The following is a 24,510-nucleotide window of genomic DNA, read 5'->3' as shown; positions in this document are numbered from 1 at the left end:
ACAGCTCCTCACGGTCGTACCCGGTGAGATCAGATGCTGCGGCATTCACCTCGACGAAATTCGCATCCGTATCAGAAATAAATACCGCATCACGGCTCCCCTCAAAGATAGCCTCTCGCCACTCCTGTTGGGATTTGATTTCTTGTTCACGTTCCTTACGCTCGGTGATGTCTATTGCTGTCCCGAACCACTCAACAATCTCGCCGTCTTCAATAATTGGCACAGCACCTGAGTGCGTCCACCCGATAGTGCCATCAGCACGTTTTACTCGATGTTCCATCTCGAAGGGGCTCTGTGTTTCAATGGCTTCTTCAATTGCCGCACCGACTCGCTCTTGTTCGTCGTCTGGAATATACTCCTTCCAGCTCATCGAACGATCGTCTGCGACAAAGTCTTGACCGGCTAGCTCGTAAATTTCAGACCAATCAGAGCTTATTCGATAGACACCTTCTGTGGTGGCTTCGATGAGGGCTTCGAATCGATCGTCGTTCGGTTGTGGTGACGGTATAGATTCGTCAGATTCAGCACTATCATCTACCAAGACAGCAACGGTCAGATCATCTGGTTCACCGATCCGGACAGCATTGATCTCGCATCGCTGCTCTTCCGGCTGGTCGAAAGACTGCGTGAAGTGGATCGAGTCTCCTGTCTTTGCAACCTGCGCTAATATCTCAACCCAGTCTTCAGCATATTCTAATTCCAACTCACAAATCCGTTTGCCAGCCGCATTTTGTAGTCCAGTGAGTTCGTCAAATACAGAATTCGTTTGATTGAATTTTCCGTCTACTGGCTGATCAGCGTCATTGAATAGAACCTCAACAACACAGACCCCCTTGTTTATCTGCTCGAATAATAGCTGATACCTTTCGTGGCTCCTCGTTCTCTTATGTGTATCCTCCTCAGTTGGCTGCCACCACACGCGTCCGCGAGCACCGACTTTTTTTGTTTGTAGAATATCATTATCGACAAGCGTTTCAAGTCTATTATATATTGTCCGGTCACTGCATTCGAACGATTCGCTCACTTCTGGAGTAGTAACTGGTGTCCCAACCGATCCACGAGCCTCAACTGCATCATGAACTTCCGCAACACTAGGGGCTGAGGTCATGCTTCTATAACAATTAGCACCGGAATAAAAATTCGGTCAATGGAAAAGAATAAATTAGCTCAGAGCTGTGACTTTAATCCCGCTGCTGTCGAATGTGAGATTCGCGCTGTCCACGACAACGTGGAATTGTTTTCGATGATGACCGTCAGCGTCGAGTGCAACGGTACTTTTGATCAGCCCAACTGACTCAAGAGAGTTCAGCCGACGATAGACGGTCGGTCGTGACGCATCCAGTTCCTCGGCTAACGTGGCGGCGGCTGTCGGACAATCAACCAGAGCCAACAATATTTGCTGTGCATACGTGTCGGAGATGACCTCCAAGAAGCACTCTGCATCGATGGACTCTGTCGTGTGTGGTTCCGTGCTGTGTCGAGAGTCTGGCGGTGAGGCCGGAGGTTCGCTGGTGGACTCTATCACTGACATCGTAGTTGTACAGTCCGACGAACACCGGGTATAGTACGCTGCTATCATGCTCCATCGAACTCTGAAGCAACTCTATTCATCTTTAGCATGTTAACTTTCAATGATATATTTTACATTTCGGATAGGCGACTGCAAAGCAAGGGACAGACAAATTATGGTGGGAACCTGTGAACACTCTCAGTCGGGAGATACTTGATGACTGCCACATTTTGAACAACTGAGATGGCCCCCGAGCAATCAGCTGTGACATTCTCTGTTGGCGATTCAGTGGCTGACACTGAAGATGATGACCCCGACGAAGCCATTATCCTGAACCTGCCCGCAGACAAGATAATCGCCGATTGGGAACACGAAACGGATGCCGGAACGACCACAGCTGCTGCGGAAAACCCAGACTATCCTGCCGACGAACAACTCATCATCGTGGCGTTTCGAGATGCCATTGCCACTGCACTCGACAACTGGCAAGGTCTCGATTCAGACACGCTCTTTGAGCAGGTCGCCGAACACGACATCAACCAGTATGGCTTCCCAGAGGATCGCTTGGAACAGATCGAACCTGGCGAGTTAGACGCAGAATGGCTTGACAGTCTGGCTGAGCGGTTTATCGACGCTGGCTGGGATGTCACTCACAGGGCGACTGAACTACGCCTCACCCAATACGACGAAGAATACCGGATCACCGCAGATGGTACAGTTGTCGGCGAAGGTGAGTACCGAGAGCCACTCGAAAATATCGTTGCGATTGAAAGGTGACCAACTACTACCCTCATACACTCACATCGGTGAAATCGCTGCTCTTCACAGTACCAAATTGAATCACTTTTCAACCTCGGCAGCGTGCTTACCGTATGGAAATTTCTGAGGACTTGCTTTGCCTCTTCACTGCCCAGGTGGATACTGAAGACGATTCATATCACATTGAGATTCCCGACCGAGAGATAGAAAACGGTACGATAGACACGACTGAAACATACCGCGTGGCGATGCTGCCAGCAGAATCAGACACTACATCTGACTCCTCAGCTGATCAACCAGTCGAACCAGCACCTGAACAGGAAGACGAGCAACAGCCACCTGTCGATGTCGGCGAGACACGTGAAGTCGAGATCGATAGCATCGGAGACAAAGGTGATGGGATTGCCCGAATTGATCGAGGCTACGTTGTCATCGTTCCGAACACAGAGGTTGGTGACCGAGCAACCGTTCGGATTGAAACTGCAAAAGAGAATGTTGCCTTTGCAGAAGTTGTTGAGCGACATCACACACCCCAACACGACTAAGATACTCTCGCAAATAGCTACGAGTGTGACCGAGTTCAGCACTGGAGACACAGTTCGCATCGATATTCCCGACGAGACAGATCCCGATCACGACCAGTATCACGATGGCCATGGCCACATCATCGATGTCGTCAAAGGCGAAATAACGACAATCACCGGCGAACAAATAGAGGAACCACGCTATCGGATACGACTGCCAGACGGTGAAGAACTTGAGCTACCAGCTCACGCCATCCGGCCACCAATCCAATGACCACACTGACAATTTGAAGCAATAAGTTGACACATGCGGTAGAAATGTATTTCAGGATTCCAACAATCGAGTGGACAATGTCGAATTAAACAGTTTCCAGCGGGATCTGCTGTATTGTATCGCCGGGCTCGATGGCTCATACGGCCTTGGAATCAAGCGTGCAGTCGAAGACTACGGAAACACAGAAGTCAATCATGGGCGGTTGTATCTCAATCTCGACACGCTCGTTGAGAAGGGCTACGTCGCCAAAAGTAGTATTGATGACCGAACAAACAGCTACGAATTGACTCCTGAGGGCGGGAGTTGCTTGCCGATCGCTACGAATAGGAGGCAGCACAACTCTCTGAAGCTAACAATGAGTAGTCGCTTCGGCTCTGGCCAAGCCAAATAATCACTCACCTCTCGGTCATTCAGATTCTGCTGACCACTCAGCCCGATCAATCGAGTAGCCGCCACACTCTGGACAGGAGTGATGATGGACAGAGAACTGACTTCCACAGTGCTGGCACTCATATTGAGTCCCTTGATCATCGTGTCCGGAAAGCACCGCCAACATCGCCCCCACGACACTCATGCGTACACCCACACTAGAGGCAAATACAATAGTTGGTGGCCGTTAAAATCGCAAGCAAGCACCCGAATCAGGGATCAGCTCCCGACTGGGTCTGAAAGGCAGTGCCTGATTTGAAATCGGTGAGTTCCTCGATTCGGGCTTCTAATTCTTCGACCTCCTCACGGAGTTCATCAGCTTCCTCACCTTCCGTAGCAGCTAATTGATCTTTGAGTCCTTGCAATCGAGTCTCCTTCTGCTCATCGTGTACCTCCGCCTTCCGAACGTACTCACTCTGCTCGATGTCATAGACCTCGGACTCAGAGACTTCGACTACCTCCAGTGCTTCATCGACTTTGCTAGTATCAACGCTGGTGACACGCTCACGGTCGATGCCGGCGTCTTCGAGCACCTCCAAGACGTGCTCCTCGTCTTTGAGCGTCCGGTTTCGCCTGCTCGTTCGCTGCACCGAACCATACTGGCCTGCCACTGGCTGGTCGTGATGGAGACGGGTGAGCAAGACGCTCCGCACTTCTTGGCGGAGTTCGTTAGCGTTTCGTTGGACATCAGACAGCAACGTGTAGAGGTTCACCAGGCCCTCGGTCTCCAAGCCCTCCAGATACTCTACCTCATGCCGTTCCAGCGCATCAATCAACAAGAGTGCATCCGCATACACCGCCAAGTCGGGTTCTGTCCGCTCGGCTTCTGCAAGATCTGCTTGGGTACCAGAGCTCGTCTCAATGACCTGTGAAGAGGTTGGGCCGTCGCGTTCGACAATTACACCCTGCTCTTCGTCGATCTCGAAGCGGGGATGTAAGCTCCAAACAGCGGGATACGCATCAGCATCTGGTGGTAGTCGATCAAGTTCAAACCCACCGTGAGCGTCGGTAATCCGCTCGTAGAGTGTTTCGAATTGCTCACGCTGTAACGGCTGATTCGGATCAATATCTCGATCCTGGAACTGGATGACTACCCGCTGATCCTGTACGTCGCTGATCGTGAACTGATCGTGGGAGAGCGGCGTAACGAGAGTTGCTTCCTCGGGGAGCTCTTCTAATTCGGTGATGAGCGTGTGCCAACTCGCGGTGAAGCCCATACCAGTGGCTACCACTCGCCTCGCAAAGAGCTACGGGTCGGTGCTGAACCAGCCCACGCCGGGGGGTTATTGAATGCTACTTGGGTTGCAACATATCGAATAGGTGGTAGGAACGCAGTGCGAGATGCACAGCGCGTATTCACCACAGCCTGTGCCGTTAACGATCCACATTATCTGAACCGAAAGATTCTATTATTTCAGTATTCGTCTTTATTTAAGAATATAAACCACAATATGAAAGGCAATTCAGAAACCCCAACGGAGCCTGATGAGGGTGAAACAATCACCGGCGAGTCGAGAAGCGTTTATGAAACCGTCTTCGATGAAATGAGTGACGCAGCCTTCTTGATTGATGTTGAGCAATCAGATCAGGACTACACGTTCACTTACTTGCGGAACAACGACTCGCATCAGCGGCGGACTGGTCTTTCGGAAACCGAGCTACGCGGACAAACGCCACGAGATATTCTTGATGACGAACAGGGAACGGTTGTTGCAGAAAACTACCGTCGATGTGTCGAACAGGAAGAGACAATCAGGTACGAAGAGAGATTAGATCTACCAGGCGGGACGAGTCACTGGCAAACAAAGCTTACCCCAATCGTTGATGCTGGGGAAGTCACTCAAATCGTCGGCGTCGCACGAGATATAACAGAGCAAAAAGAGCAAGAACAACAGCTAAAACGAATCCATCGACGGTTCAAGACCGTCATGGAAACCATGTCCGCAGCGGTATTTTTGAAGGATGCTGATGGACAGTATCTCGTAATGAACCAGGCGTGCCGTGAACTGTTCAACGTAGAAGATGAGGACGTCGTTGGCTTGACAGATAACGAACTCTTTCCGTCAGATATTGCTGGCCAGGCTAAGACAGACGACCAACAAGTCATTGAGAACGAAGAAGCGATCAAGATAGAGGAGACCATCCCAACTACTACAGGGGACACCGTTCGGCTGACGCGAAAATCACCGGTGTACGGCGAGGATGGCGAGGTTATAGCTCTCTGTGGCGTCTCGACTGACATCACCGACCGCAAAGAACGCGAACAGGAATTTCAGATAATCCGCGAGCGATTCGAGCGGTTGGCGAATAACGTTGAAGATGCGTTTTTCATGTTGCCGGCTGACTACTCAGAAACTGAGTATGTGAATCCAGCGGTGGAAACAATCTACGGGATTACACCCGAGGAGGCCCATGACAACCCGATGTTTTGGCTCCGGCACGTCTATCCCGACGACAAAGACGAGTTACTCGCGGATATAGAGGCACAGCAAGACGGGATCGTTGAGTGGCCAGTCGAACAAGAATTCCGTATTGAACATCCTGAGCGTGGGATGCGATGGGTACGTGCCCGCCTTGATCAGGTTACCGACGGGAACGGCGACACGACAGGGTTCACTGGTGTCTCGACCGACATCACATCGCGCAAACAGGCTGAACAGAAACTCAAAGAGAGCAAAGAACAGCTCACAGAACAGAATACTGCACTGGAATCATTGGCTGAAATAGTGACTGATACCGAAAAAACATTCAATCAAAAAGTAAGTGACCTGCTTAATTTAGGAGCAGCGTATCTTGACATTGATATCGGAATCCTCTCAAAGATTGATGGATCTGAGTATACGGTTCAAAACGTTATTACCCCCAACGAAGAGATCAGCCCCGGAGATACATTCGACCTCTCTGATACGTATTGTTCGTTGGTCTATGATGCCGACGGGCCAGTCTCATTTCACAGTGCAAATGATGGTGGCATAGAGAACCATCCGGCCTATGCAAAGCAGGGATTAGAATCCTACATTGGGGCTCCCGTCTTTGTTGATGACAAACGATATGGCACCCTGAATTTCTCCCAACCTGAGGCTCGGGAGAGAGCAATAACGGACGCTGAGGAATCGTTTGTCCGGATTATGGCACAGTGGGTCGGGACGAAACTCACACGCCAGCAACGGCAAGAAAAATTTGAACGTATCAGCAAGTTTCTGCAAGATACACAGGAAGTCGCGGAGGTAGGGGGATGGGAGATGAATCTAGAGACCGAGAAACTGCGATGGTCCGAAAAAATATACCGTATCCACGGGCTACCACTGGATGCGAACCCGACGCCTGAGGATGCTATCGATTTTTACCATCCGGACGACAGGGACACTATCAGGGAAGTCTTCGACCGAGTCACTGCTGACGGTGAACCGTACGACTTGGAGTTGCGGATTGTTACCACAGATGACGAGGTGCGCTGGGTTCGTACACGCGGAGAGCCGCGGTATGAAGAAGGAGAAATGGTCGCTGTTTGTGGGGCGATCCAAGATATTACCGAGCGCAAAGGGTACGAACAAGAAATCGAGGAGCAACGGGATAATCTCAAACTGCTCAATCAAGTTGTTCGCCACGACATTCGAAACAACTTGCAGGTCATTCGTGGCCATGCAAGTATGATCGAAGAATGCACCGACAAGTCAGGACAAGAGCATATCGATACCGTCCAGAAATGCACGAAAAGTGCGATTGAGCTGACAAAGACAGCGCGTAACCTCAGCGAGACGATGGTGAATACCGAAACAGATATTGAACCAGTCAGACTCGATCAACATCTTGACTCGGTGATCAACAATGCACGCTCAGAGTTTGACGACGCCATCATTACCGTTGAAACCCCGATTCCGAACAGTATCGTTTCGGGAAACAATCTGCTCAAAGCCGTCTTTCGGAACCTCCTCAAGAACGCGGTGGTTCACAATGACAAAGAAACACCGCAGATTCAACTTTCGGTCACGGTCAATGACGAAACACTAACTGTGGCAGTCGCTGACAACGGGCCAGGCATTTCGGACGATCACAAAGAGGAGATCTTCGGAAAGGGTAACAAAGGGCTCGACAGTCCCGGAACCGGAATCGGTCTATACTTGGTACAGACACTCGTCGATCAGTACGGTGGCGACGTACGCGTCGAAGATAACAATCCTGAGGGAGCAGTGTTCGTGGTCGAACTACCGATGATTGACGCTGAACAGGCATAATTGCGGTCACGGTTGTCGTTGTCTGTGTTGGTGACTACGATATCTTAATATCTGCATCGCGCATGGTTGCTTGCAATTATACTCAATCATTACGGTCAGAGTCGCTCAACGGTCACAGTCGTCCCGCCCACCGGTGGGCTCACTTGGGATGAACCGGCTCTCGACAGTCCGAACACCGAGCGAAAACACGCTGCTCACCATCAGACTCGTATCTGATCAATACCGACCCAGCTGGGAGTGGCGAACCGCAGAACGGGCAGATACCAACCGACTGATCGTGTTCGGTCATACGGGAAGAAGAACTTGGAGCGTGTGACGATCCGCCAAGTTCCAACTGGTCATACAAATTGTACCTACAAAATACTCATCCACCCGCAGCGAAACTGAACACGACGATACGATACGAGACGGGAGGGCCAACTCTGTGAGGTGTTGATTGTGTAGATCACCACTTGTTTTGATACCGGAACAGAGAAGCTATTCAGCGGGTGCGTAGTTCAGTCTGGCAGAACAACCGGAGTGCGTCTCACCAGCAGGGCCGTGAGTCCGCGCGGCACGGCCAGTGACTGCAACGCTGGTAAGGCGTCCGGAAGGCCCTAGGTTCGAATCCTAGCGTACCCATCAGAAGATACCAATCGGTCCGCGTTACTCTTGCTCATACTGGAGATTCATCACCCACTGAGTGAACACATCGCTTTGGGAATCGACATCACCTTCACCAATAAATGGGGAAAGCATGTCACCAGCCATTAACAAACGGTAATCGAGATCAATCTTGGTCGGTTCTAAATAGTACGTCTTCCGGCCATCGTACACTGTCTCCGTGCGTTCAATCAACTCAGCTTCCAATAGCCGGTCAACGATCCGACTTCCAGTGCGTGATGAGACATCAAGTTCTTTCCAGAACTCGCTTTGGTGGATACCGCCAGTCTCCTCGATCAGTTCCAGCCCACGCTGCTGGGAATCGGATAGCTCAACGGGAGGTTCACCGACGCTCACACCATGACGTATATCCGGATTTGACTAAATCTGTCGATTAAAATCTCCTAACCAAGAAATAATCTACCGACTGAGTTGTGAATTTCAGGTATTTGTCGGCAAGGCATACTCCTCAGCCAACTCCACGAGGTCATACACGTGAATTCCAGATTTAAACCACAGCACCCGGTCGTCCATCCCTTCAAAATCGTCTGCCGAGCAGTCGAGCCGTTCTGAAACTGCCACCACAAGATTGGCTGCATCAGCTTCCCTGATCTTCGTCAACTTCTCTGAGAGGTACTCTGGCGTCCAGAAGCCGACGATTTCGAGGATTACACGTCGGCCATCAGGATGCTCAATGGCAAAATCAGGCAACATCACTTCTGCACCGAAATCAAGGACATCATCCTCACGTATGAGATCCCACTCGGTGTTCGCCCGCTCCCACTTGTCGGCGAGTGTTCGTTCGACATCGCTGTCAAACTCGCTCTGTGCCGAGTAGTGTGAAGAGAGGCCATCAGTATGATCCAACGCAAGCGTTCGGCGGTGATCCGTTGTCCCGGTTGTCTCGTCGAGAATCTCTGCCTCCATCTCCCAGCGCGTACACAACGGCAGGGCTGGCAGGAAATTCGCCATCCGAATGCCGTACTTCCGGGATTTCGAAAACAGCGAGGCCGCGCCATCAAGCACAGCCTCGTATCCATCGGCTACGTCCGTACTCTCAACCCTGTTTCCGGCGTTGTCAATCGGATAGATACGATGCATCAACCCGAAGAGCTTGACGTAGCTGAACACCGTCGAAAAGGAATCCCACACGCGAATCCGCATCTCCGTCGCATCGTAGAGAACAGCCTGCGCTAATGCCAGATTGTAGCGGGTGAGTAGCCACTCGACAGTAATCGTATCATCGGCATACGATTCCGCACTGTCACCGGTGAGCTGTGTGGTAGTCGTCGTCTCCTCACCATCGTGGCCTTCGATGGCTTGGTTGCCAAAGCGAACGAGGCGTTTGTTTTCGTCCAGATCCGCATACATCCCCTTGTAGCACTCCTCAAGCGAGATCCCGAGTCGGTCAGCGACGTTGCTGTAGATGTCCAGTGGTTGGGTATCATCCCCGAGTGTTGGCTGGCGAACAACCGGATACGAGTCGTTGGCCTTCTCGAACAATCGCCGACGGATATCCTGTGGATCGACTGGGGCAACGACTTCGAACTCACACTCGTCTTGCAGGAGTTTCGCTAGCCCCTGGACGATTTTGTAGTCCGTATCGGCGATGGTCAACTCGTCAATCGTTGCCTCTAACTCGCCTTTCGGTTCCCCCAGATGACCGGTAAAGATCTCGATGAGTTCAGCTGCCGTCTGTTGGTATCTGTCGTCGTCGGGATCGACGAACAATGGCGTGACCGTGTCGCCGTCTGTGCGGGATCGAGCAAGGTCGGCAGTGAGCATCAGGCCACCCCCTGTCGGCGACGATCTGACACGTAGGTCTCCATCGTATCCTCGGTAATGATCTCATAGAGGCGGGCAGGCTGATTGTCCTCAGTCGGGCGGAGGATGCGACCGAGTCGCTGCGCATACTGGCGTTTGGACGCACTCCCCGAAAGGATGATCCCGACGTTCGCAGCCGGAACGTCGATCCCTTCACCGAGGACTTGCGACGTGGCCAGCATCGAGTACTCACCAGTCCGGAATCGCTCTAAGATCTCGGTTCGTTCGTCGGTGGGTGTCTGGTGGGTGATGCAGGGAACAATGAATTCTTGGGAGATCTCGTAGGCGAACTCGTTGTTGGCGGTGAAGATGATCGTCCGGTCCTCGTAGTGTCGTTTCAGGAGATTATCGAGGGTATCGAGTTTCTTTTCCGCGGTGCGAGCAATGCGTTCTGCTCGTTGCTTGGCGATGAGAGCTCGCCTCCCCTGCGAATCATATGAGGTTCGTTTGAGAAACTCCTGGTAGCCGTCTTCCTTCCAGAGTTCGATATCGTGAGTATCGATATACTCGCGGTAGATCTGGTACTCTTCGTCGTAGGTCTCCCGTTCGTCGCCGGTGAGCTCAACTTGGATATGGATCGTCTCGTACTCGCTAAGATACTCGCCAGTCAACTCATCGACTGCCTCTTGGTAGACAACCGACCCGAGGAGGTCTTCCAGCACTTCGTGTTTCTCGTCGGCGCGCTCGTAGGTAGCCGTAAGCCCGAGTCGATACGGAGCAATCGTCATCTCGGGGATCTGCTGATAGGTAGGTGCAGGGAGGTGGTGGACTTCATCGACGACGAGCAAGCCGAATCGATCACCGTACTCGTTGATGTACCGGTAGGCGGAATCGTACGTCGTGACTGTGATCTCGGTCACGTTATGACTGCCACCGCCAAGGACACCAACACCGTCTGGGAGTTGCTCGCCAAAGGCGTTAGTGAGGGTGGCATGCCACTGGTTCATCAGGTCAATCGTCGGAACAACGACAAGCGTACTGACACCGGCATCGGCGATAGCTTGGACAGCGAGGAACGTTTTACCGCTGCCGGTCGGAAGAACGACACTTCCACGCCGGTTGTTATCTCGCCACGCTGCCAGTGCCTCCTGTTGGTAGTCCCGTGGTTCGATAGCAACCGATGGCGTGAGGTCGAATTCAGAAAACGAACGGGCAGTATTCCCGAACTTCGCGCTAGTCGCCGTCGATTCTCGAAGCGTGGCTTGGCCGTCACCGGTGGCCCACTCGTAGATCTCTCGGTAGTGCTGGGCTTGAGCCCGGTACTCCTCGACACGGTCGTCCCAGGCGGCGTTAGGGACAGTATCGGGAGCATCCTCAAGTAAGAGAGTGCCATCGTCGAACGAGAGACGCATTCAGTTCAGTATACGGTAAGCGCACACTTGTTGCTGCCGAGTTAGCGATGCTAATTATGGCTATTCTAGAATAGCAATTTATTCGTCCTATTCCAAAAAAGCAGATTCTCGGGCTTCCTCGAACCGTTCAGCCACCTCGTCAATGAGATTTTCTTCCACAACGGTTCGCAGGAGAGCGTCGGTCATCTCTCGAACAACAATATTCTGGTAGCCCTGTTTGTTGAGTTCGCGCTCCATTTCATATTTCAACCAAGAATCGAAGTCATCAATCGTAGTCTCACGAGCATAGAAAGGACGCTGTTTGGCAGCCTCGTATGTGAATGCTGGATCAGTCATCGGATCATGCTGCGGAACAACCTCTTGAGATGAAGTCTCGTCGACCGCTTCCGATTCTGACGCTTCATCCGTATCTCCGGTATTGTCATCAGGTTCCTCTTCGAGTGTATCACCAAGGTCGGCGAACGGATCATCATCAGACATGGCGAACCACCTCCCCAGCCTCAGCAATGTGTGCCAACTCGTCAAAACAATTCAGTTGGTCACAGTCTGGATCGTAGTCTAGCAACGGCTTTCGTTCCCCGTAGGCCTTCGTAATGCTAGTGCGATCCCGAATCCCAGGTGAAGGTTTGATATTGCCAGCGTCGACATCCTCCCAGTCGGTAATCCGCGCGAAGTTTGGAATACGATCTTGGAGGTTATCGTGGGAATTGAGACGTTCGAGAAGTTGTCGATCCTGTGTCTGTTGGTCAATGCGTCCGCTTAGCATATTCGGCACCAGAGCAAGGACATCGACGCCCATGTGTTGCCGGAGGGGTGAGATCTGTCGTTCAATAGTTCGCTCCAAACCTGATATCGCCTCGTTTCCGGGGGCAAGCGGAAGCACCAAATTCGCTGTCGCGACGAGAGCGTTGTCCGTGAGTCGAGAACGATATGCCGGTGAATCAGTTACGATGTAATCGTATGTGTCTCCGAGGAGTGGATCAACCACTTCACGTTTAAGCAATGCAGAGGGTTGGAATACGTCGCCGACGACGATCTCCCTCTCGACTTGTTCTAAGTCCTCACTGGACGGAAGAATATCGAACTCGTAGCTGGTATCGTAAATAACAGAGGTCGGATCAGCATCGTCGAAAAAGACATCACCGATGGTTTCCTCGGTGTTGTGATACTGGTCGTCAAAGCCTAAGCCGACGGAGGCGTGGCCGTTCGGATCAAGATCGATGAGGAGAACATCATGGTCGTGCGCGGCCAGCTGACGGGCAAGGTTGACAGCGATCGTCGATTTGCCGACGCCCCCTTTCAGCATACACACCGAAACAGCCCGAGAGTTCCCGTCGGTCTGTATCGATTTGTATGGGCTGTTTGGACTATTTGTGCTATCTAAGCTATTTTTACTATCTCGGCCATTCATACTATTTATTAGTTACAACCTCTCTCGACTTAATTCTATGGTGAATAGTATGAATAGGTTCATAATTATGCCGGCGTTGCGCTATTCCAAAATAGCTTTTTATTCAGGAATAGCTATAATAGACTCAATGATCGTATCTCGAAAATAGTCGGTGGGACAGAGAGAGATACTCAGAATACGCAGAATGTGGCCTCACTGGAGCGAGTTCGGGAGTAGAACCTTGCGGTTCACCTTAGACAGGACATCGGGTATTCTGTCGTCAATGAGAACCCCGGGAGGGTTGCATCTCACGAGAAGTTGAGTCGTATGATGCGTCGTACTATGAGACGCAACTCATCAGAGTTGTCGGAAGTGTGCTGTCGCCGTTCGGATCGACCCGACATTCAAAAATGAACTTCGGTTACACTCCCTCCCCCCGTCATCGATGTGTAAAACCCTGGGAGGAGGGGAGGGGATGAGAGAAAAATGGTGGAAAAACGCCGATAAGGTGATAAACACGTAGAAGAACTTCTCAGCGGTCGATAATCTATTCTCGTAAGCAATGTATATTACCCAGCAAAGTTTTTTATACAATACGTCACAACCATACCCGTACTGGTTTTAGATATCGAGGTTAGGAGAAGTGAAGCTTCGACTAACCGAACATGCATGTCTCCACCATACCCACCGTACTTCTCGTGTTCAAACATCATATCTCTTGATATCGACTGTTTCGTGGTTTCAAACTGACTTTCGCGGTTTATTTACCGTGAGTTATCTCTTCCACCTTCCGCTGTTTACACATCGATGACGGGGGGTGGGGGATCACGAGGCTCTTAATCTCGTTTTCAGCGCGTTAGAAAAATAGACTGTGGGGTGAACGGGTACTCCGTGTTCTTTGCCTACCGACATCAGCAGTTTCGAGGCGGAGCCTCCGGCCTCAAGGAGCGAGGGCTTCCGACTGGCCGGAAGCACGACGCGAGTAGGCCGGGGAGGAAGCCGACATGGCAGGACACAACCACTATACGACGACCACCTGACTCCCAAAGTATAAAAAGCGTCGTTTCTTAATCTGAAATATGGAAGTCCGACGTACCGCACCCGTCAAACTTGACATTCCCGACCAACGGCGCGAGGACTTCCACGAATCAGCTCAACAGTTTCTCCACTGTGCGAACCGTGCCGCAGCGTTCTGTTGGGACGACACCGACTACAAAGCGTGTGTCACGGCTAACAGTACCGCACGAGATGCGCTCTACGACGAGCTTCGGGCCGAAACCGACCTCACTGCAAACCTTGTGCAAGAAGCGATCCGACGTGCTGTGCAAGCTGTCACAGGTTGTGTTGAACGCTGGAAACAAGGCAAGCGTGTAAGCCAACCGGAGTTTACGTCGTGGAGTATGGTCTATGACAAGCGGAGCGCGACGTTCTACCGAAACAAAGTCTCACTCTCAACGGTCAACGGGCGTGTAGAGTGCGACTTTGAACTCCCCTCAGACAGTCCAACGCCCTACGAAGAGTACGTGCTGTCTGAGGATTTTGAGTTCCGTGCAAGCACGCTACAATACGACAAAGCAACCGACGAGTTCTATTTCCATATCACCACGCGGAAGTATGATAGCGAAAACGACGGTGACAAACACACAGAGGTTTCGGAAGATATCGGGCACCAGACAGTCCTCGGTATCGACCTCGGTGTGAACAGTCTCGCTGTCGCCTCAACCGGACGGTTCTGGAACGGTGACGAGTACGATCACTGGTGTCGTGAATTTGAGAAACGGCGCGGTGAAATGCAACAACAGGGAACGCAGGCCGCTCACAACGCGCTGCTCCGGCTCGGAAAGCGGGAAGAAGCATGGCGAAAACAGTACCTCCACACCGTCGCTAACGAGATCGTCACACAAGCCGTTGAACATGAGTGTGACGTGATCGTCTTCGAGGATCTGAGCGATATTCGTGAGCGACTACCACAGGCGAAGTGGCATCACATTTGGGCGTTTCGTCGGCTGTTCAAGTATGTTGAGTACAAAGCCCCGGAGCGTGGCATCAGCGTCGAACAGGTTGAGCCGAACCACACGTCACAACGCTGTTCACGGACAGACTGCGGGTTCACACATGAGGATAACCGCGATGGAGAACAGTTCTGTTGTCTGAAATGCGGGTATGAAGTGAACGCCGACTACAATGCCGCAAAGAATGTTGGAACACGGTACTCTCGAACAGAGCATCACAGACTCCGTTCTTCGCCCACGTCGGGAAGCGGAGACGCACCAGTAAACGTGCGTATAAATGGTGGGACGTTGAACGGCGAGAGTTACCAGCCTATTGCTGGAGACTGATTGCCGGGAGTCCACATCAAAGCCCCACCTTCAAGGACTGAGGCGCGTTTGCGCCGAAGGAGTAGGGTAGGGTAGTTTACTTCGGGACTTTCTCGACCTCTATCCCGCTGCTATTTTGCCTTTACACATCGAACACGGGGAGTGTGTTTCACATCGAGTACTTGACAGGATCTCGCTACTCCTCGTGGAATTCTTTCAGTTGGGCATTCACGACTGAACTGAGGAGTTCCTTCTCTTGGGCTATTCCTTCCAGGCGTGTATCATCGACAATCCGAGTCATCATCGCCTCAGGATCACCCGTGAATGTGAACTCCATATACATCCCGCCGCCTCGTCCACGACTTTTTCGGGATGTTGAAATCAACCCGTACGTCGAGAGTTCTTTGACATATTTGACGTACGTCTCACGAGTCATCTGATCTGCATCAAGTTCATTTGTTACCCACTGATATACTTTGAATCCTACCGGACTCGGAACGGAACTTCCCGTCCGTTTCGAGTGATGCGCAACTGCTGCAGTTGCGTAGAGTGAAATCTTCTTTTGTGTTGTGAGTCCCTCAACGAGTTTTAACGATCGATCTTTATCGATCTCTTCCTGTGATTCTCTGACGTGATCTTCCGTCACTACCTCGTCTCCCTGTTCGTCTGCGAGATCTCCCGCACCACGAAACAGATCAATCGCCTTTCGTGCGTCACCATGACTTTGTGCAGCGAAGGCCGCTACAAGCGGAATCACGTCTTCGTCGAGAGCATCTTCGCGGAACGCGTCGCATCGATTATTGAGAATTTCGCGTAATTGGGTCGCATCATAGTCCGGAAAATAGACATCACGAGGGTTGAATGAACTCTCGGCACGCCCGTCAATATCTTCCATAAATTTTGGATCGTTCGTCAGTGCTGCGACGGATACCCGACCTTCGATTTCATCTGTGTTACTCGCCCGCGATAGCTGATAAAGAAGCTTCGAGTATGCGGGTTCGTCGTTTTCACGTCGACCGACCAAGAGGTCTATCTCGTCAAGAGTGAAGATGACCGAATCGTAGTGCTCGTTAATGAGTCCGTACAGACGTCGGTATTTTCGCTTTGTCGATACGCCGGTCTCTGGAACCCCAATTTCCGTACCAACGTCTTGCGCGACGGTTTGAACAAGTTCGTAGACGGCTTGATCGAGGGTATTGATTGGCTGGCAATTTACATCGACAACGCCGAACCGCTCGCCTTTTGATTGACAGAGTTCGATGATCTGTCGTGTGACGGCCCCGATGATGAGTGATTTACCTGTCCCCGCGGGGCCGTACAGCAGCATATTTGGCGGCCGATTCCCTTGGAGAGTCGGCTTCAGAAATGAAACGACTGATTCAAGCTGGTCGTCACGACCGACGATCCGCTCTTCATTTATAATTGTGTCCGGCTCGACGAGATCCCGGTTGACGAAAACCGATGCCCCACCTTCATCATCGAGCATATCACGGATCGACCGCTGAGCACCCTCCTCGGCCAATTCCTGATTCTGGCTTGATCCTCCGGTAGCATCCTCACGGGCGGATTCTAACTGCTGCCCATCCGATGTAGAACTATTTTCTTCATCAAGGGTAGATTGGTTCGCCCCGTCTTGATCACTACCGGCCATATACTTGCTGTACACCGTAGGAGTAAAAAGATTAACCTCCATCGATGTTTATTCACTCGCTGTATCCTATGAATTGCCTGAATTTAGTGGTTTCATGGTTTTTAGTAAGAACCGACACCGAAGTATATCTGGTCGAAGACCCCTCGTCATCGATGTGTAACGCAGAATCGATGCCCCTCATGTGAATTTGCGTATTTGTGATCAGAACTAGTTGTTCCACCCCCCGTCATCGAAGTGTAAACAATAGGTCGAACACTCCCCCCGTCATCGAAGTGAAAACCAGATCAGTCTCCGGACTTCTTGATGCTCACCGTTCGTTGAGAAGAGTTGGCTCTCTTTGTTCGATAATCGCGTTCCGCCATTGGCTGACGATCACTCGTGTGACTACCTGTGGTTGGCTAGTCCCTGCAAGTAGTGAAGGTTCAGCTGTGGTTGCATCTGGTGGTGAATGGTAATGTACTTGGGGGGCACCGTCTTTCGGATGTTTATCGAAGCGAAAATCAATGCCGCCTGGTTCGGTGTAGTGGAAGCGATACGCACCTGCTTCCCACCAGGTGATTTCGAACCGGCCTGCTGTTTCCAATCCGGTCTCGAATTTGACGAGCAGTTCTGAGGGACTAACTGGTGTATCAAACTCAGCCGCCTCAACAAGCGGTTCTTCACTCAACAGCAAATCCCGAATTTGCTGGAGGACTGGGTATGAGACGGGCCCAATTGGCTCGGAGAGACGATCTGTCATCGGAAACGCTTATTCGGTCGCCCGCCCGATCTCACGGGCTCGTTCATAGTTGATCGCGGCTTGAGCGATATGCAAGTCCCGCTCGACAGTCTGCCACTCCGCGACGGCTTCCCAGTCGCTCTCAACGGCATCTGTTGAGAGATCCGTAACAACAGTTTCCGGCGAGACAGCATCGTACTCGGTTTTGAGTTCGTCTAGCCGTTGTTTGAGATCTTGTATCTCGTCGATTAGTGTCTCCCGGCTGTGTTCACTAGCTAAGGTTCGAATGCGTTGATAGAGGAGTTGATCGTCGTCACGACTGTATTTCGTGGTGCCACTCTCGGTGGTTTTTGTGACGGTTCCGATCTCGACGAGTGCGTTGAGATGTTTGCGGGCAGTCGGTTCGCTGACGAGTGCCTCAGTGGCAATTTCACTTACTGGCTCTGTCGTTGTGGTTTGCTCACTGACTTGCTTGACACGTTCTAATGCAGTCGTTGAAGCTTTCCACTCCGCTTCGGCTGCTTGGATGGGATCTTCGTTCCCTGTGTTCTGATCTGAACTCATTCCTGTTCGTATGAAATATATGTTTCTTCCACAAATAATACTTTCTTCTCTCTGTGTGGTGATCCTAAGTTCAGTTCTTACCTAACAATTTTCCCGGGATAGTCCATTATGTTAGGTAAGAAAATGGTAGTAGAACAACCCCAACCGCCTGGGAGTGTCCCGAAGTACCTCGCTGAAGGTGTTCCCAAACAGGACGAAAGTACGCTTCGAGAGCTGCAGGGATGGATTGACGAGTTAATCGAGTACCGAGCAGATATCTCGGAAGATGAGATCGAGGTCGCCGAGGAAGAAAGTATTGAAGCAGTTGATGACACCGGTGAGACGACAACGGTAATCAAGAAGGTTCCCTGTGGCAAGGAATCGTGCTCAACATGCCCCCATGGCCCGTACCGATACGAGGTTCATCGTGATGGAGGCAGTCTCGTCTGGGACTACAAGGGTGCTGTCGATGAGTGATAGTGATCTGCCCTGGACTGCACCGCAGGGCAGTTACGATAAGCTTGATATTTATGATGTTCTCCACAACAACAGCTATAATGCTGTGGTGTATAACATCGATTGTAGATGGCACCCGACGACGTGCGAGTAGTAGAGGACACGGAACGCCGCTTTGTGGATGGCGGTGTCCTCCGTGTTCGCGTGTTGAGTGTGCCAGAATCCGAGAAGTTCCCCGACGGCGTCAAGTACCGGTTGCACTACGGCACCGACGCCGGCGAGACGGTCATCCGCTACGACAACTCCCACGGCCACCACGAACGTCACACGCCCGACGGACTGGACGAGGAGTACGAATTTCCAGGATATGATACCGTCCAACGGCGATTCTGGAAAGAGGTCGAACAGGTGCGTGACAACCAGAGCGGTTCAAGAACAAACACATCATGACGAACACTACGCTCATCGTGACGGTCGAATCAATCGGCGAGACGCAGCACCGAACGGCTGAGGCATTCGAGCAAGCACTCAGTGATGAGCGGCCTGCTGACGATGCCCCGCGTCGGTTAAGTTTCGAGACGACAGACCAGCTGGCGCAGGTATTCACACCCCGGGCGATTGATCTGCTCCAGGTGATTGCCCAAGATGAACCGGCCAGCATCCGCGAGGCTGCCCGGCTCGTTGACCGAGATATCAAGCAAGTCTCGGAGAACTTGGAGCGGCTCGAAGAGTATGGCGTCGTCGAGTTTGAGGACGAGGGTCGGGCCAAGCGGCCTGTCGTTAAGTACGACGAGATCGACATCCAGCTCCCGTTGCGGCAGCGTGCAGAGACAGATACGGCTCCGGCGTGAGTTATAGATCCAGCCATACTCTTCAGGACTTGAATCGGTGTCTGTCTTCAATTTCCATGCATTGTTAAGTTGTTGTGGTTCAGGTACAACGATAAAAAGAATAGCATGTCCGACAAAGAATCAAACGATAGTGCTGTTGTAAATGCAGATGGATCGCCTACCCAGTCCGATCTCCGTGGGGAGATGGCCCGAGCTCTTGCCCGTGGTGGGATGTCGGGTGTCCAAGTGATCAGCTGGGAAAGTGCTGAGACTGTACTCACTCCGAAGCGGCGGGAACTGATCGAGATGCTTAGAGAGACTGCTCTGGAGTCTGTTCGCGGCCTCGCACGCGAATTGGAGAGAGACAAATCACAGGTAAGTAACGATCTCTCAACGCTCGCTGAGCTTGGGATCATCCAGTACGAGCAGAACGGTAACGCGAAGGCTCCTCGCCTGACGCAAGATCATATTGTCGTCGAGCCTATCGTGTGAGAATACACGGGTTCTATGGTAAGATGGCAGAATCAAAGAATATTGCCAACGTTGTCACGCTTGCTCCTGAATCGTTGAATATTCTTAGCCATTTTTCGGGAACTCATGCATCTCTGGTTTTCTTTCCCTTACCCTTCGTGTTCTTCCCCTGAACTTCGAGGAGCCAGCAATAGCTGCTGGACGATCATCTTAGCCGATCAAGTGTGCAAGTAATCTCATCAACCCGGAGCCCATACCTGATCATGAGTTGCATCGCAATTTCGCCCTCCAAATCGATATCTCTCGCGGCAGCTTCGAGTTGGGAAGCCTCCTCATCGAATGGATCGACCAGGCATTTGCTGTGGGTTCTCCCGTCATCTTTGACCCGTGTGATAATCGAATTGTCTGTACTATTCGATTATAGAATCTCTTATTTCCTCCAAATCACCCCGATACAGGGTGGTTGAGCGGGTTTTGTAATCGCTTTATCCAAAACTCGGTTATGGCAACACCCCCGTTTTGGCTATTCGCGATTCTGCTTATAGCTGGCGTGCGTGGTAGATAATGCTGTTTATAATTTCACACTTGATTCACTGTGCACGCAACTAACCGCCAATGTGGACGGTGTGAATGTTGTTTCACACCGCCACCCCACGAAAACCGAGCCTCAACTGCCGACCGTCTTCGGGTGTGCTGTCCGTACGACTTGTCAGTCGGTTGGCTCCGGTGGGCTATCGAGCGTTTTCGGTCGGAACGTGTCCAACAACACATCTCACAGTGTTGTCTGCGACGAGGTGTGTCAGACCGATGAATAAAAGTTCGGTGCCTTACAGCGTGGACACCGCCAGTTCACCGTCATGTTGTAGCTTTTTCCACACTCCATACATTCCAAGCGGTCGGATTCATTCATAGCGAACACGGGAGTGACCACTGACGGACGTTTTTCATGGTACACTATCACCGTCACAAGGGATCACCGTTCAGGCTGGCCCACCATGTTAGTTATACCAGCGCGTCGGCACCATCGGAAACCGACTGATTGACCACGCCCGTTCGGTCACTCCTCGGCTGCAGTAAGCAGCAACGTATTCGTGACGAGCGTCTCGACGGCACGTCGCAGCCGCTCGGAGACGGCCTGATCCGAGATGCCGAACTCGTCGGCGGTCTCCTCTGTCGAGATTCCTCGGGGCAGCGAGTAGTATCCCATTTCGACGGCGTAGGTAAGCGTCTCGCGTTGCGGTGTCGTGAGTCCGTACCACGGGCCGGCGTCGGGTCTGGTCGGATTGTATATTTTTCGCACGTCAACGGGGATGTCGCCGTCGAAACAGCTCTGCTGAAACGTCGACAGGTCGTCGTGGGATCGAAATCGGACCTGAAACACCCACGTGTCCGAACCGCCGGATGCCTCAAGCAAATGGCCGTTCTGCTCGATCACGCTATCGAAGAACGTGTCGTCGTCAATCTCCCAATCGAGCCCGTACAGCGTCTCGTCGTCGTGGGAGTTGACGACGTACAGATCGGAGACTGTCGGATGATCACGAACCTGTTGTTCAAATCCTTCGTGAGATCCCGCGGAGATTTGAAAAAACGGAACCGACCGTCCCCCGAGCGGCACCATCGTCTTGAGCGTCACCTTCACATCTTCTTGCATAGCCAAGATTCGCCCGAGCTGAAACTCTGTCGCGGGAAGAGCCAGTTCAACGATGACGCCCATATTTGTTCGTTGGTAGATAAGTAGATAAATCCCTGTCGTACGATTATTGCCGTACTGTGGTGTTAAGCATGGTATATCATGCTTTCCGGCATACACATCCCGCTGGCGACCTTTTAGTCTGTATGAAGTCGAGTCAGTTGTTTGCGCGAGCGTTACACTGTTGGCCGTATATTCGTAGCCGGGCAGAGACGATCACCTTGCCGCCTGAGGTGAAGCTATGAGCGACACGCCGTGGATGGATTCGCTCACAACCACAGCCGAGTTTGAAGCCGCTCTCGGGACGCTCATCGCTACTGCCCAAGCGAATGATATTGACGTTCGGGGGAGCTGGGTCTCCGACAACGATCAACTCCGTACCAATGTAGAAGTGGTCATCTACGAACTTGAGTAACAGCAGCCGGCCTGTCGACTGACTGGCCGTTGCGATACCTTGTTACACTCACCGTTTCCCCCCAGGGATGGGTAGTCGGGACTACCTTGGAGTTCCCAGGGACGTGAGCACTGAGACGCGGGGTGTTGTAATTTGATACCGTCTTCCCGCTGACTCGTATACCGCTCGTTTTGAACCAGTCGGCACGGGCACCGCAGGGGTTGATCCAGGGTGTGAGTATAAGATATCTATTGTCTACCAGCGTCAAGAAGTATCCGCTATAGTAGCTAGTTTACAATATGGAGCATCCTGTGTCAGACGCATCCGAATACCGGGTAACGAAGGTAATGAATTCACGGGGTGTGTTGATGCTGACCACAGCATCCGCTAATCGAGTGTTTCAGGTGGTCAAATATGCCGATATATCGTTACAATATCAGCTTGCCGAGGCTGCGGTCGATAGTACGGTATACATTCGGGTTCAGCGGATTCCAGGACGAGCAAGCGTCTACCGGGCAGCACATCCCACCGAGCCACCAACCGTATCACAAGACCCCACCCAGAGTCACCAGCAACCGACTGCGGCTACCGAGACGGCATCACTAACTGAGCTAGAAGGGCTGACACACGCCCGTGATGATGACGACGTCGACAACGTGATCACCGACGTTCGTCTGCGCCAGCCGCAGGGTGACCACGATGACTGAACCCAAACGGGTGTTGGTTCTTGGAAATCCTGACGAAGGGGTCGAACCACCGTCGGCACTCTCAGAGACCTCGGAGTTTGAGATTGAGCTGCCCATGATCGTGTCGACGTTCACAACCAGCTCTCAAGAAACAATATCGAATGCGTGCTGACCTCAGTAGAGGGAGCAGAATCAGAGACAATGGCTGCTGTCGCCGACTACCCTGATACACCGGTACTGTTGCTGATGAATCCCGGGCCAAAGCCAGTTGTCGTCGAACTCAGCGATCCGCTGGATATTGAACGTGGGCCCGACGTGCCAGCGCAAAAAACAGTGCTGAGTCATCATGTTGAGTTAGCGATGACCGACGAACAAACGGCACGCAACCGGTCGGCTCCCGATACGAGTACAATCTACGAACGCATTACTGATGGCTTCTTTGCGGTTGACAGGGACTGGGAATACACCTATGTAAATAGTGAGGGCGCGGCCCTCACCGATCGACCGAGAGCAGAACTAATCGGAACCCGCGTCTGGGATGCATTCCCAGAACTCGTAGATACACCGTTCGAAGACGCACTTCGACGGGCGATGGACTCCGGTGAGACGACCGAGGTCGAAGCTCATTACCAGCCTCATGGTATTTGGTACGATGTCCGCGCTTATCCAGATGATAACGGTATCTCTATTTATTTCAGAGACATCACTCAAAGAGTTGCTCGCCGGAAGAAGTTAGAGCGTGAAAACGAGCGGCTGGAACAGTTTGCCAACATCATCAGCCATGACCTTCGAAACCCGCTTGCTGTCGCTCAAGGCAATGTTGAGCTTGTCAAAGACGAGCATGGAACGACCGACGAGTTGGAGACGGTTAGCCGGGCGCTTGATCGGATGGAAGCGTTGATTGATGATATGTTAGCGTTGGCGAGACAGGAGCAGGGTATAAAAGAGACTGATTCCATTTCGTTACCAGAAATAGCTGAAGACTGTTGGACAACAATTGAGAGCGCTGATGCAACTCTCGAAGTCGTCTCGGGGTATGGCTTCACGGGGGACAAGCAACGAGTGAAACAACTCTTCGAGAATATATTCAGAAATGCAATTGAGCATGGTGGCCCTGCCGATCCAACCATAGCGAACAGACATACCGATTCTGAAGTGTTTACGGACGCTGATGCGGATCTGCTTGTTCGTGTTGGCTCGCTTGACGACGAAGACGGGTTTTACATCGAAAATTCAGGGGCAGATATTCCTGAAACAGAGCATGACCGCATTTTTGAGAATGGGTATTCGACAGGCGAGGAAGGACTGGGACTTGGGCTTACAATCGTCAAGGGCATCGTCAGTGCCCACGATTGGGACATTGCAGTGACCGACGGTTCACTTAGCGGCCCAAGATTCGAAATCTCTGCAGTCAAACCTGAGTAATCATTTTATCCAATAACTCGGTTACGGCAACACACCACCGTTTCAGCTATTCGTGGCTCACTCCACCGGTGGCACCGATACATATAGAAATCCACATCCACACGTTGTGGGTGGTCGCTGTTCAGGCGACCAGTTGCTTCCACCGTCCGACTCCCGATCCAGATCCGTCATTCACGATCTGACTTACTTGGTCAGCTGGGGATCTTTTCCCCACCTTTTGTTACAGATCGATACTGGGGTGTGGCGATCCGGCCGGCTCGTGATTAGTAGAAGCTGCTAACAATTACTGGGCAATCGATCCGTCGCTATCGTTTTGAGAACTGAATACGGATATGCATTCGTCTTTAGCTAATTCGCTATCTCCTGCTGTGTCGCGGTAGCGAGTCTCT

At 51.9% G+C, this 24,510-nt stretch carries 26 protein-coding genes and 1 tRNA gene; 13 read left to right on the top strand and 14 right to left on the bottom strand.

The genetic code is table 11. The features are described from left to right. Together DP106_RS16290 and DP106_RS16605 are read right to left on the bottom strand one after the other, a co-directional pair. The coding region (locus tag DP106_RS16290; protein WP_133305159.1) for a PAS domain-containing protein at window positions 1–1,108 on the bottom strand (1,108 nt) is incomplete at its 3' end. A 54-nt stretch (window positions 1,109–1,162) separates the two neighbouring features. Next, window positions 1,163–1,531: a helix-turn-helix domain-containing protein gene (locus DP106_RS16605; protein WP_394343465.1), complete on the bottom strand. Its 369-nt coding sequence runs from the start codon at window positions 1,529–1,531 to the stop codon at window positions 1,163–1,165. Between the two features lie 267 nt (window positions 1,532–1,798). Here DP106_RS16605 and DP106_RS13845 point away from each other — a divergent pair, with 267 nt between their 5' ends. From DP106_RS13845 to DP106_RS13830, 4 genes are all read left to right on the top strand, one after another. Next, a complete protein-coding gene (locus tag DP106_RS13845) occupies window positions 1,799–2,287 on the top strand; it encodes a hypothetical protein (protein ID WP_165857908.1) in 489 nt (162 codons plus the stop codon). A 95-nt stretch (window positions 2,288–2,382) separates the two neighbouring features. Further along, window positions 2,383–2,814 carry a TRAM domain-containing protein gene (locus tag DP106_RS13840; RefSeq protein WP_120086246.1) on the top strand — a complete coding sequence of 144 codons (432 nt, stop codon included), beginning with the start codon at window positions 2,383–2,385 and terminating at the stop codon, window positions 2,812–2,814. 25 nt (window positions 2,815–2,839) lie between these two features. Continuing rightward, window positions 2,840–3,067 carry a hypothetical protein gene (locus DP106_RS13835; RefSeq protein ID WP_120086244.1) on the top strand — a complete coding sequence of 76 codons (228 nt, stop codon included), beginning with the start codon at window positions 2,840–2,842 and terminating at the stop codon, window positions 3,065–3,067. 70 nt (window positions 3,068–3,137) lie between these two features. Further along, window positions 3,138–3,458: a helix-turn-helix transcriptional regulator gene (locus DP106_RS13830; protein WP_120086242.1), complete on the top strand. Its 321-nt coding sequence runs from the start codon at window positions 3,138–3,140 to the stop codon at window positions 3,456–3,458. A gap of 250 nt (window positions 3,459–3,708) precedes the next feature. Here the strand turns inward: DP106_RS13830 and DP106_RS13825 are convergent, their stop codons facing one another. Beyond that, the gene (locus DP106_RS13825) at window positions 3,709–4,713 is read right to left on the bottom strand and encodes a hypothetical protein (protein WP_120086240.1); all 1,005 of its coding nucleotides are present in this window, start codon (window positions 4,711–4,713) and stop codon (window positions 3,709–3,711) included. 117 nt (window positions 4,714–4,830) lie between these two features. Between DP106_RS13825 and DP106_RS13820 the strand changes: the two genes are divergently transcribed. Further along, window positions 4,831–7,731 carry a PAS domain S-box protein gene (locus tag DP106_RS13820; protein ID WP_133305157.1) on the top strand — a complete coding sequence of 967 codons (2,901 nt, stop codon included), beginning with the start codon at window positions 4,831–4,833 and terminating at the stop codon, window positions 7,729–7,731. 139 nt (window positions 7,732–7,870) lie between these two features. Here DP106_RS13820 and DP106_RS16665 read toward each other — a convergent pair whose 3' ends face one another. Then, complete coding sequence (locus tag DP106_RS16665) at window positions 7,871–8,020, bottom strand: DUF7837 family putative zinc-binding protein (RefSeq protein ID WP_449405087.1); 150 nt, start codon at window positions 8,018–8,020, stop codon at window positions 7,871–7,873. Window positions 8,021–8,217: 197 nt separating this feature from the next. Here DP106_RS16665 and DP106_RS15960 point away from each other — a divergent pair. Then, window positions 8,218–8,352 (top strand) — tRNA-OTHER (locus DP106_RS15960). 24 nt (window positions 8,353–8,376) lie between these two features. Here DP106_RS15960 and DP106_RS13810 read toward each other — a convergent pair. The 5 genes from DP106_RS13810 to DP106_RS13790 form a co-directional block, all read right to left on the bottom strand. Continuing rightward, window positions 8,377–8,730: a helix-turn-helix transcriptional regulator gene (locus DP106_RS13810; RefSeq protein ID WP_120086236.1), complete on the bottom strand. Its 354-nt coding sequence runs from the start codon at window positions 8,728–8,730 to the stop codon at window positions 8,377–8,379. 84 nt (window positions 8,731–8,814) lie between these two features. Beyond that, the gene (locus DP106_RS13805; RefSeq protein ID WP_120086234.1) at window positions 8,815–10,158 is read right to left on the bottom strand and encodes a DUF790 family protein; all 1,344 of its coding nucleotides are present in this window, start codon (window positions 10,156–10,158) and stop codon (window positions 8,815–8,817) included. Further along, window positions 10,158–11,549, bottom strand: a complete 1,392-nt coding sequence (locus tag DP106_RS13800; RefSeq protein ID WP_120086232.1) for a DEAD/DEAH box helicase — start codon at window positions 11,547–11,549, stop codon at window positions 10,158–10,160. The genes DP106_RS13805 and DP106_RS13800 overlap by 1 nt, the downstream gene beginning before the upstream one ends. 87 nt (window positions 11,550–11,636) lie before the next feature. Continuing rightward, a complete protein-coding gene (locus DP106_RS13795) occupies window positions 11,637–12,029 on the bottom strand; it encodes a hypothetical protein (protein ID WP_120086230.1) in 393 nt (130 codons plus the stop codon). Then, the gene (locus tag DP106_RS13790; RefSeq protein WP_120086228.1) at window positions 12,022–12,960 is read right to left on the bottom strand and encodes a ParA family protein; all 939 of its coding nucleotides are present in this window, start codon (window positions 12,958–12,960) and stop codon (window positions 12,022–12,024) included. The genes DP106_RS13795 and DP106_RS13790 overlap by 8 nt, the downstream gene beginning before the upstream one ends. A 1,058-nt stretch (window positions 12,961–14,018) precedes the next feature. Here DP106_RS13790 and DP106_RS13785 point away from each other — a divergent pair. Then, entirely contained in the window at window positions 14,019–15,278 is a 1,260-nt protein-coding gene (locus DP106_RS13785) for an RNA-guided endonuclease InsQ/TnpB family protein (protein ID WP_120086226.1), read from the top strand. Between the two features lie 175 nt (window positions 15,279–15,453). On the opposite strand, the gene DP106_RS13780 is transcribed toward DP106_RS13785, so the two are convergent. The 3 genes from DP106_RS13780 to DP106_RS13770 all read right to left on the bottom strand — a co-directional run bounded on the left by DP106_RS13780 (window position 15,454) and on the right by DP106_RS13770 (window position 18,190). Beyond that, window positions 15,454–16,743, bottom strand: coding sequence for an orc1/cdc6 family replication initiation protein (locus DP106_RS13780; protein ID WP_240625441.1), 1,290 nt, complete (start codon window positions 16,741–16,743; stop codon window positions 15,454–15,456). A 472-nt stretch (window positions 16,744–17,215) separates the two neighbouring features. After that, window positions 17,216–17,575: a hypothetical protein gene (locus tag DP106_RS13775; RefSeq protein WP_133305156.1), complete on the bottom strand. Its 360-nt coding sequence runs from the start codon at window positions 17,573–17,575 to the stop codon at window positions 17,216–17,218. A gap of 81 nt (window positions 17,576–17,656) precedes the next feature. Further along, window positions 17,657–18,190: a winged helix-turn-helix domain-containing protein gene (locus DP106_RS13770; RefSeq protein ID WP_120086221.1), complete on the bottom strand. Its 534-nt coding sequence runs from the start codon at window positions 18,188–18,190 to the stop codon at window positions 17,657–17,659. Window positions 18,191–18,313: 123 nt separating this feature from the next. Between DP106_RS13770 and DP106_RS13765 the strand changes: the two genes are divergently transcribed. The 4 genes from DP106_RS13765 (at window position 18,314) to DP106_RS13750 (ending at window position 19,947) form a co-directional block, all read left to right on the top strand. Next, window positions 18,314–18,646, top strand: coding sequence for a hypothetical protein (locus tag DP106_RS13765; protein ID WP_120086219.1), 333 nt, complete (start codon window positions 18,314–18,316; stop codon window positions 18,644–18,646). Window positions 18,647–18,754: 108 nt separating this feature from the next. Continuing rightward, window positions 18,755–19,075, top strand: coding sequence for a toxin-antitoxin system TumE family protein (locus DP106_RS13760; RefSeq protein WP_120086217.1), 321 nt, complete (start codon window positions 18,755–18,757; stop codon window positions 19,073–19,075). Continuing rightward, window positions 19,072–19,476: an HVO_A0114 family putative DNA-binding protein gene (locus tag DP106_RS13755; RefSeq protein WP_120086215.1), complete on the top strand. Its 405-nt coding sequence runs from the start codon at window positions 19,072–19,074 to the stop codon at window positions 19,474–19,476. Before DP106_RS13760 ends, DP106_RS13755 begins: the two co-directional genes overlap by 4 nt. A gap of 105 nt (window positions 19,477–19,581) precedes the next feature. After that, entirely contained in the window at window positions 19,582–19,947 is a 366-nt protein-coding gene (locus DP106_RS13750; RefSeq protein WP_240625439.1) for an HVO_A0114 family putative DNA-binding protein, read from the top strand. 1,036 nt (window positions 19,948–20,983) lie between these two features. On the opposite strand, the gene DP106_RS13745 is transcribed toward DP106_RS13750, so the two are convergent. Further along, window positions 20,984–21,640, bottom strand: a complete 657-nt coding sequence (locus tag DP106_RS13745; protein ID WP_120086213.1) for a helix-turn-helix domain-containing protein — start codon at window positions 21,638–21,640, stop codon at window positions 20,984–20,986. A gap of 217 nt (window positions 21,641–21,857) precedes the next feature. Here DP106_RS13745 and DP106_RS15955 point away from each other — a divergent pair, with 217 nt between their 5' ends. Beyond that, window positions 21,858–22,031 (top strand): hypothetical protein, encoded by a 174-nt coding sequence (locus DP106_RS15955; RefSeq protein ID WP_165857907.1) that lies wholly within the window; start codon window positions 21,858–21,860, stop codon window positions 22,029–22,031. 590 nt (window positions 22,032–22,621) lie between these two features. Here the strand turns inward: DP106_RS15955 and DP106_RS15575 are convergent. Continuing rightward, window positions 22,622–22,831 (bottom strand): hypothetical protein, encoded by a 210-nt coding sequence (locus DP106_RS15575; protein WP_133305155.1) that lies wholly within the window; start codon window positions 22,829–22,831, stop codon window positions 22,622–22,624. 66 nt (window positions 22,832–22,897) lie between these two features. Between DP106_RS15575 and DP106_RS13735 the strand changes: the two genes are divergently transcribed. Further along, window positions 22,898–24,121: a histidine kinase dimerization/phospho-acceptor domain-containing protein gene (locus tag DP106_RS13735; protein WP_120086209.1), complete on the top strand. Its 1,224-nt coding sequence runs from the start codon at window positions 22,898–22,900 to the stop codon at window positions 24,119–24,121. Window positions 24,122–24,510: the final 389 nt, after the last annotated feature.

It is taken from the genome of Halonotius pteroides (assembly GCF_003605635.1).
Taxonomy (GTDB): domain Archaea; phylum Halobacteriota; class Halobacteria; order Halobacteriales; family Haloferacaceae; genus Halonotius; species Halonotius pteroides.
This window is presented reverse-complemented; position numbering and strand designations above follow the sequence as displayed.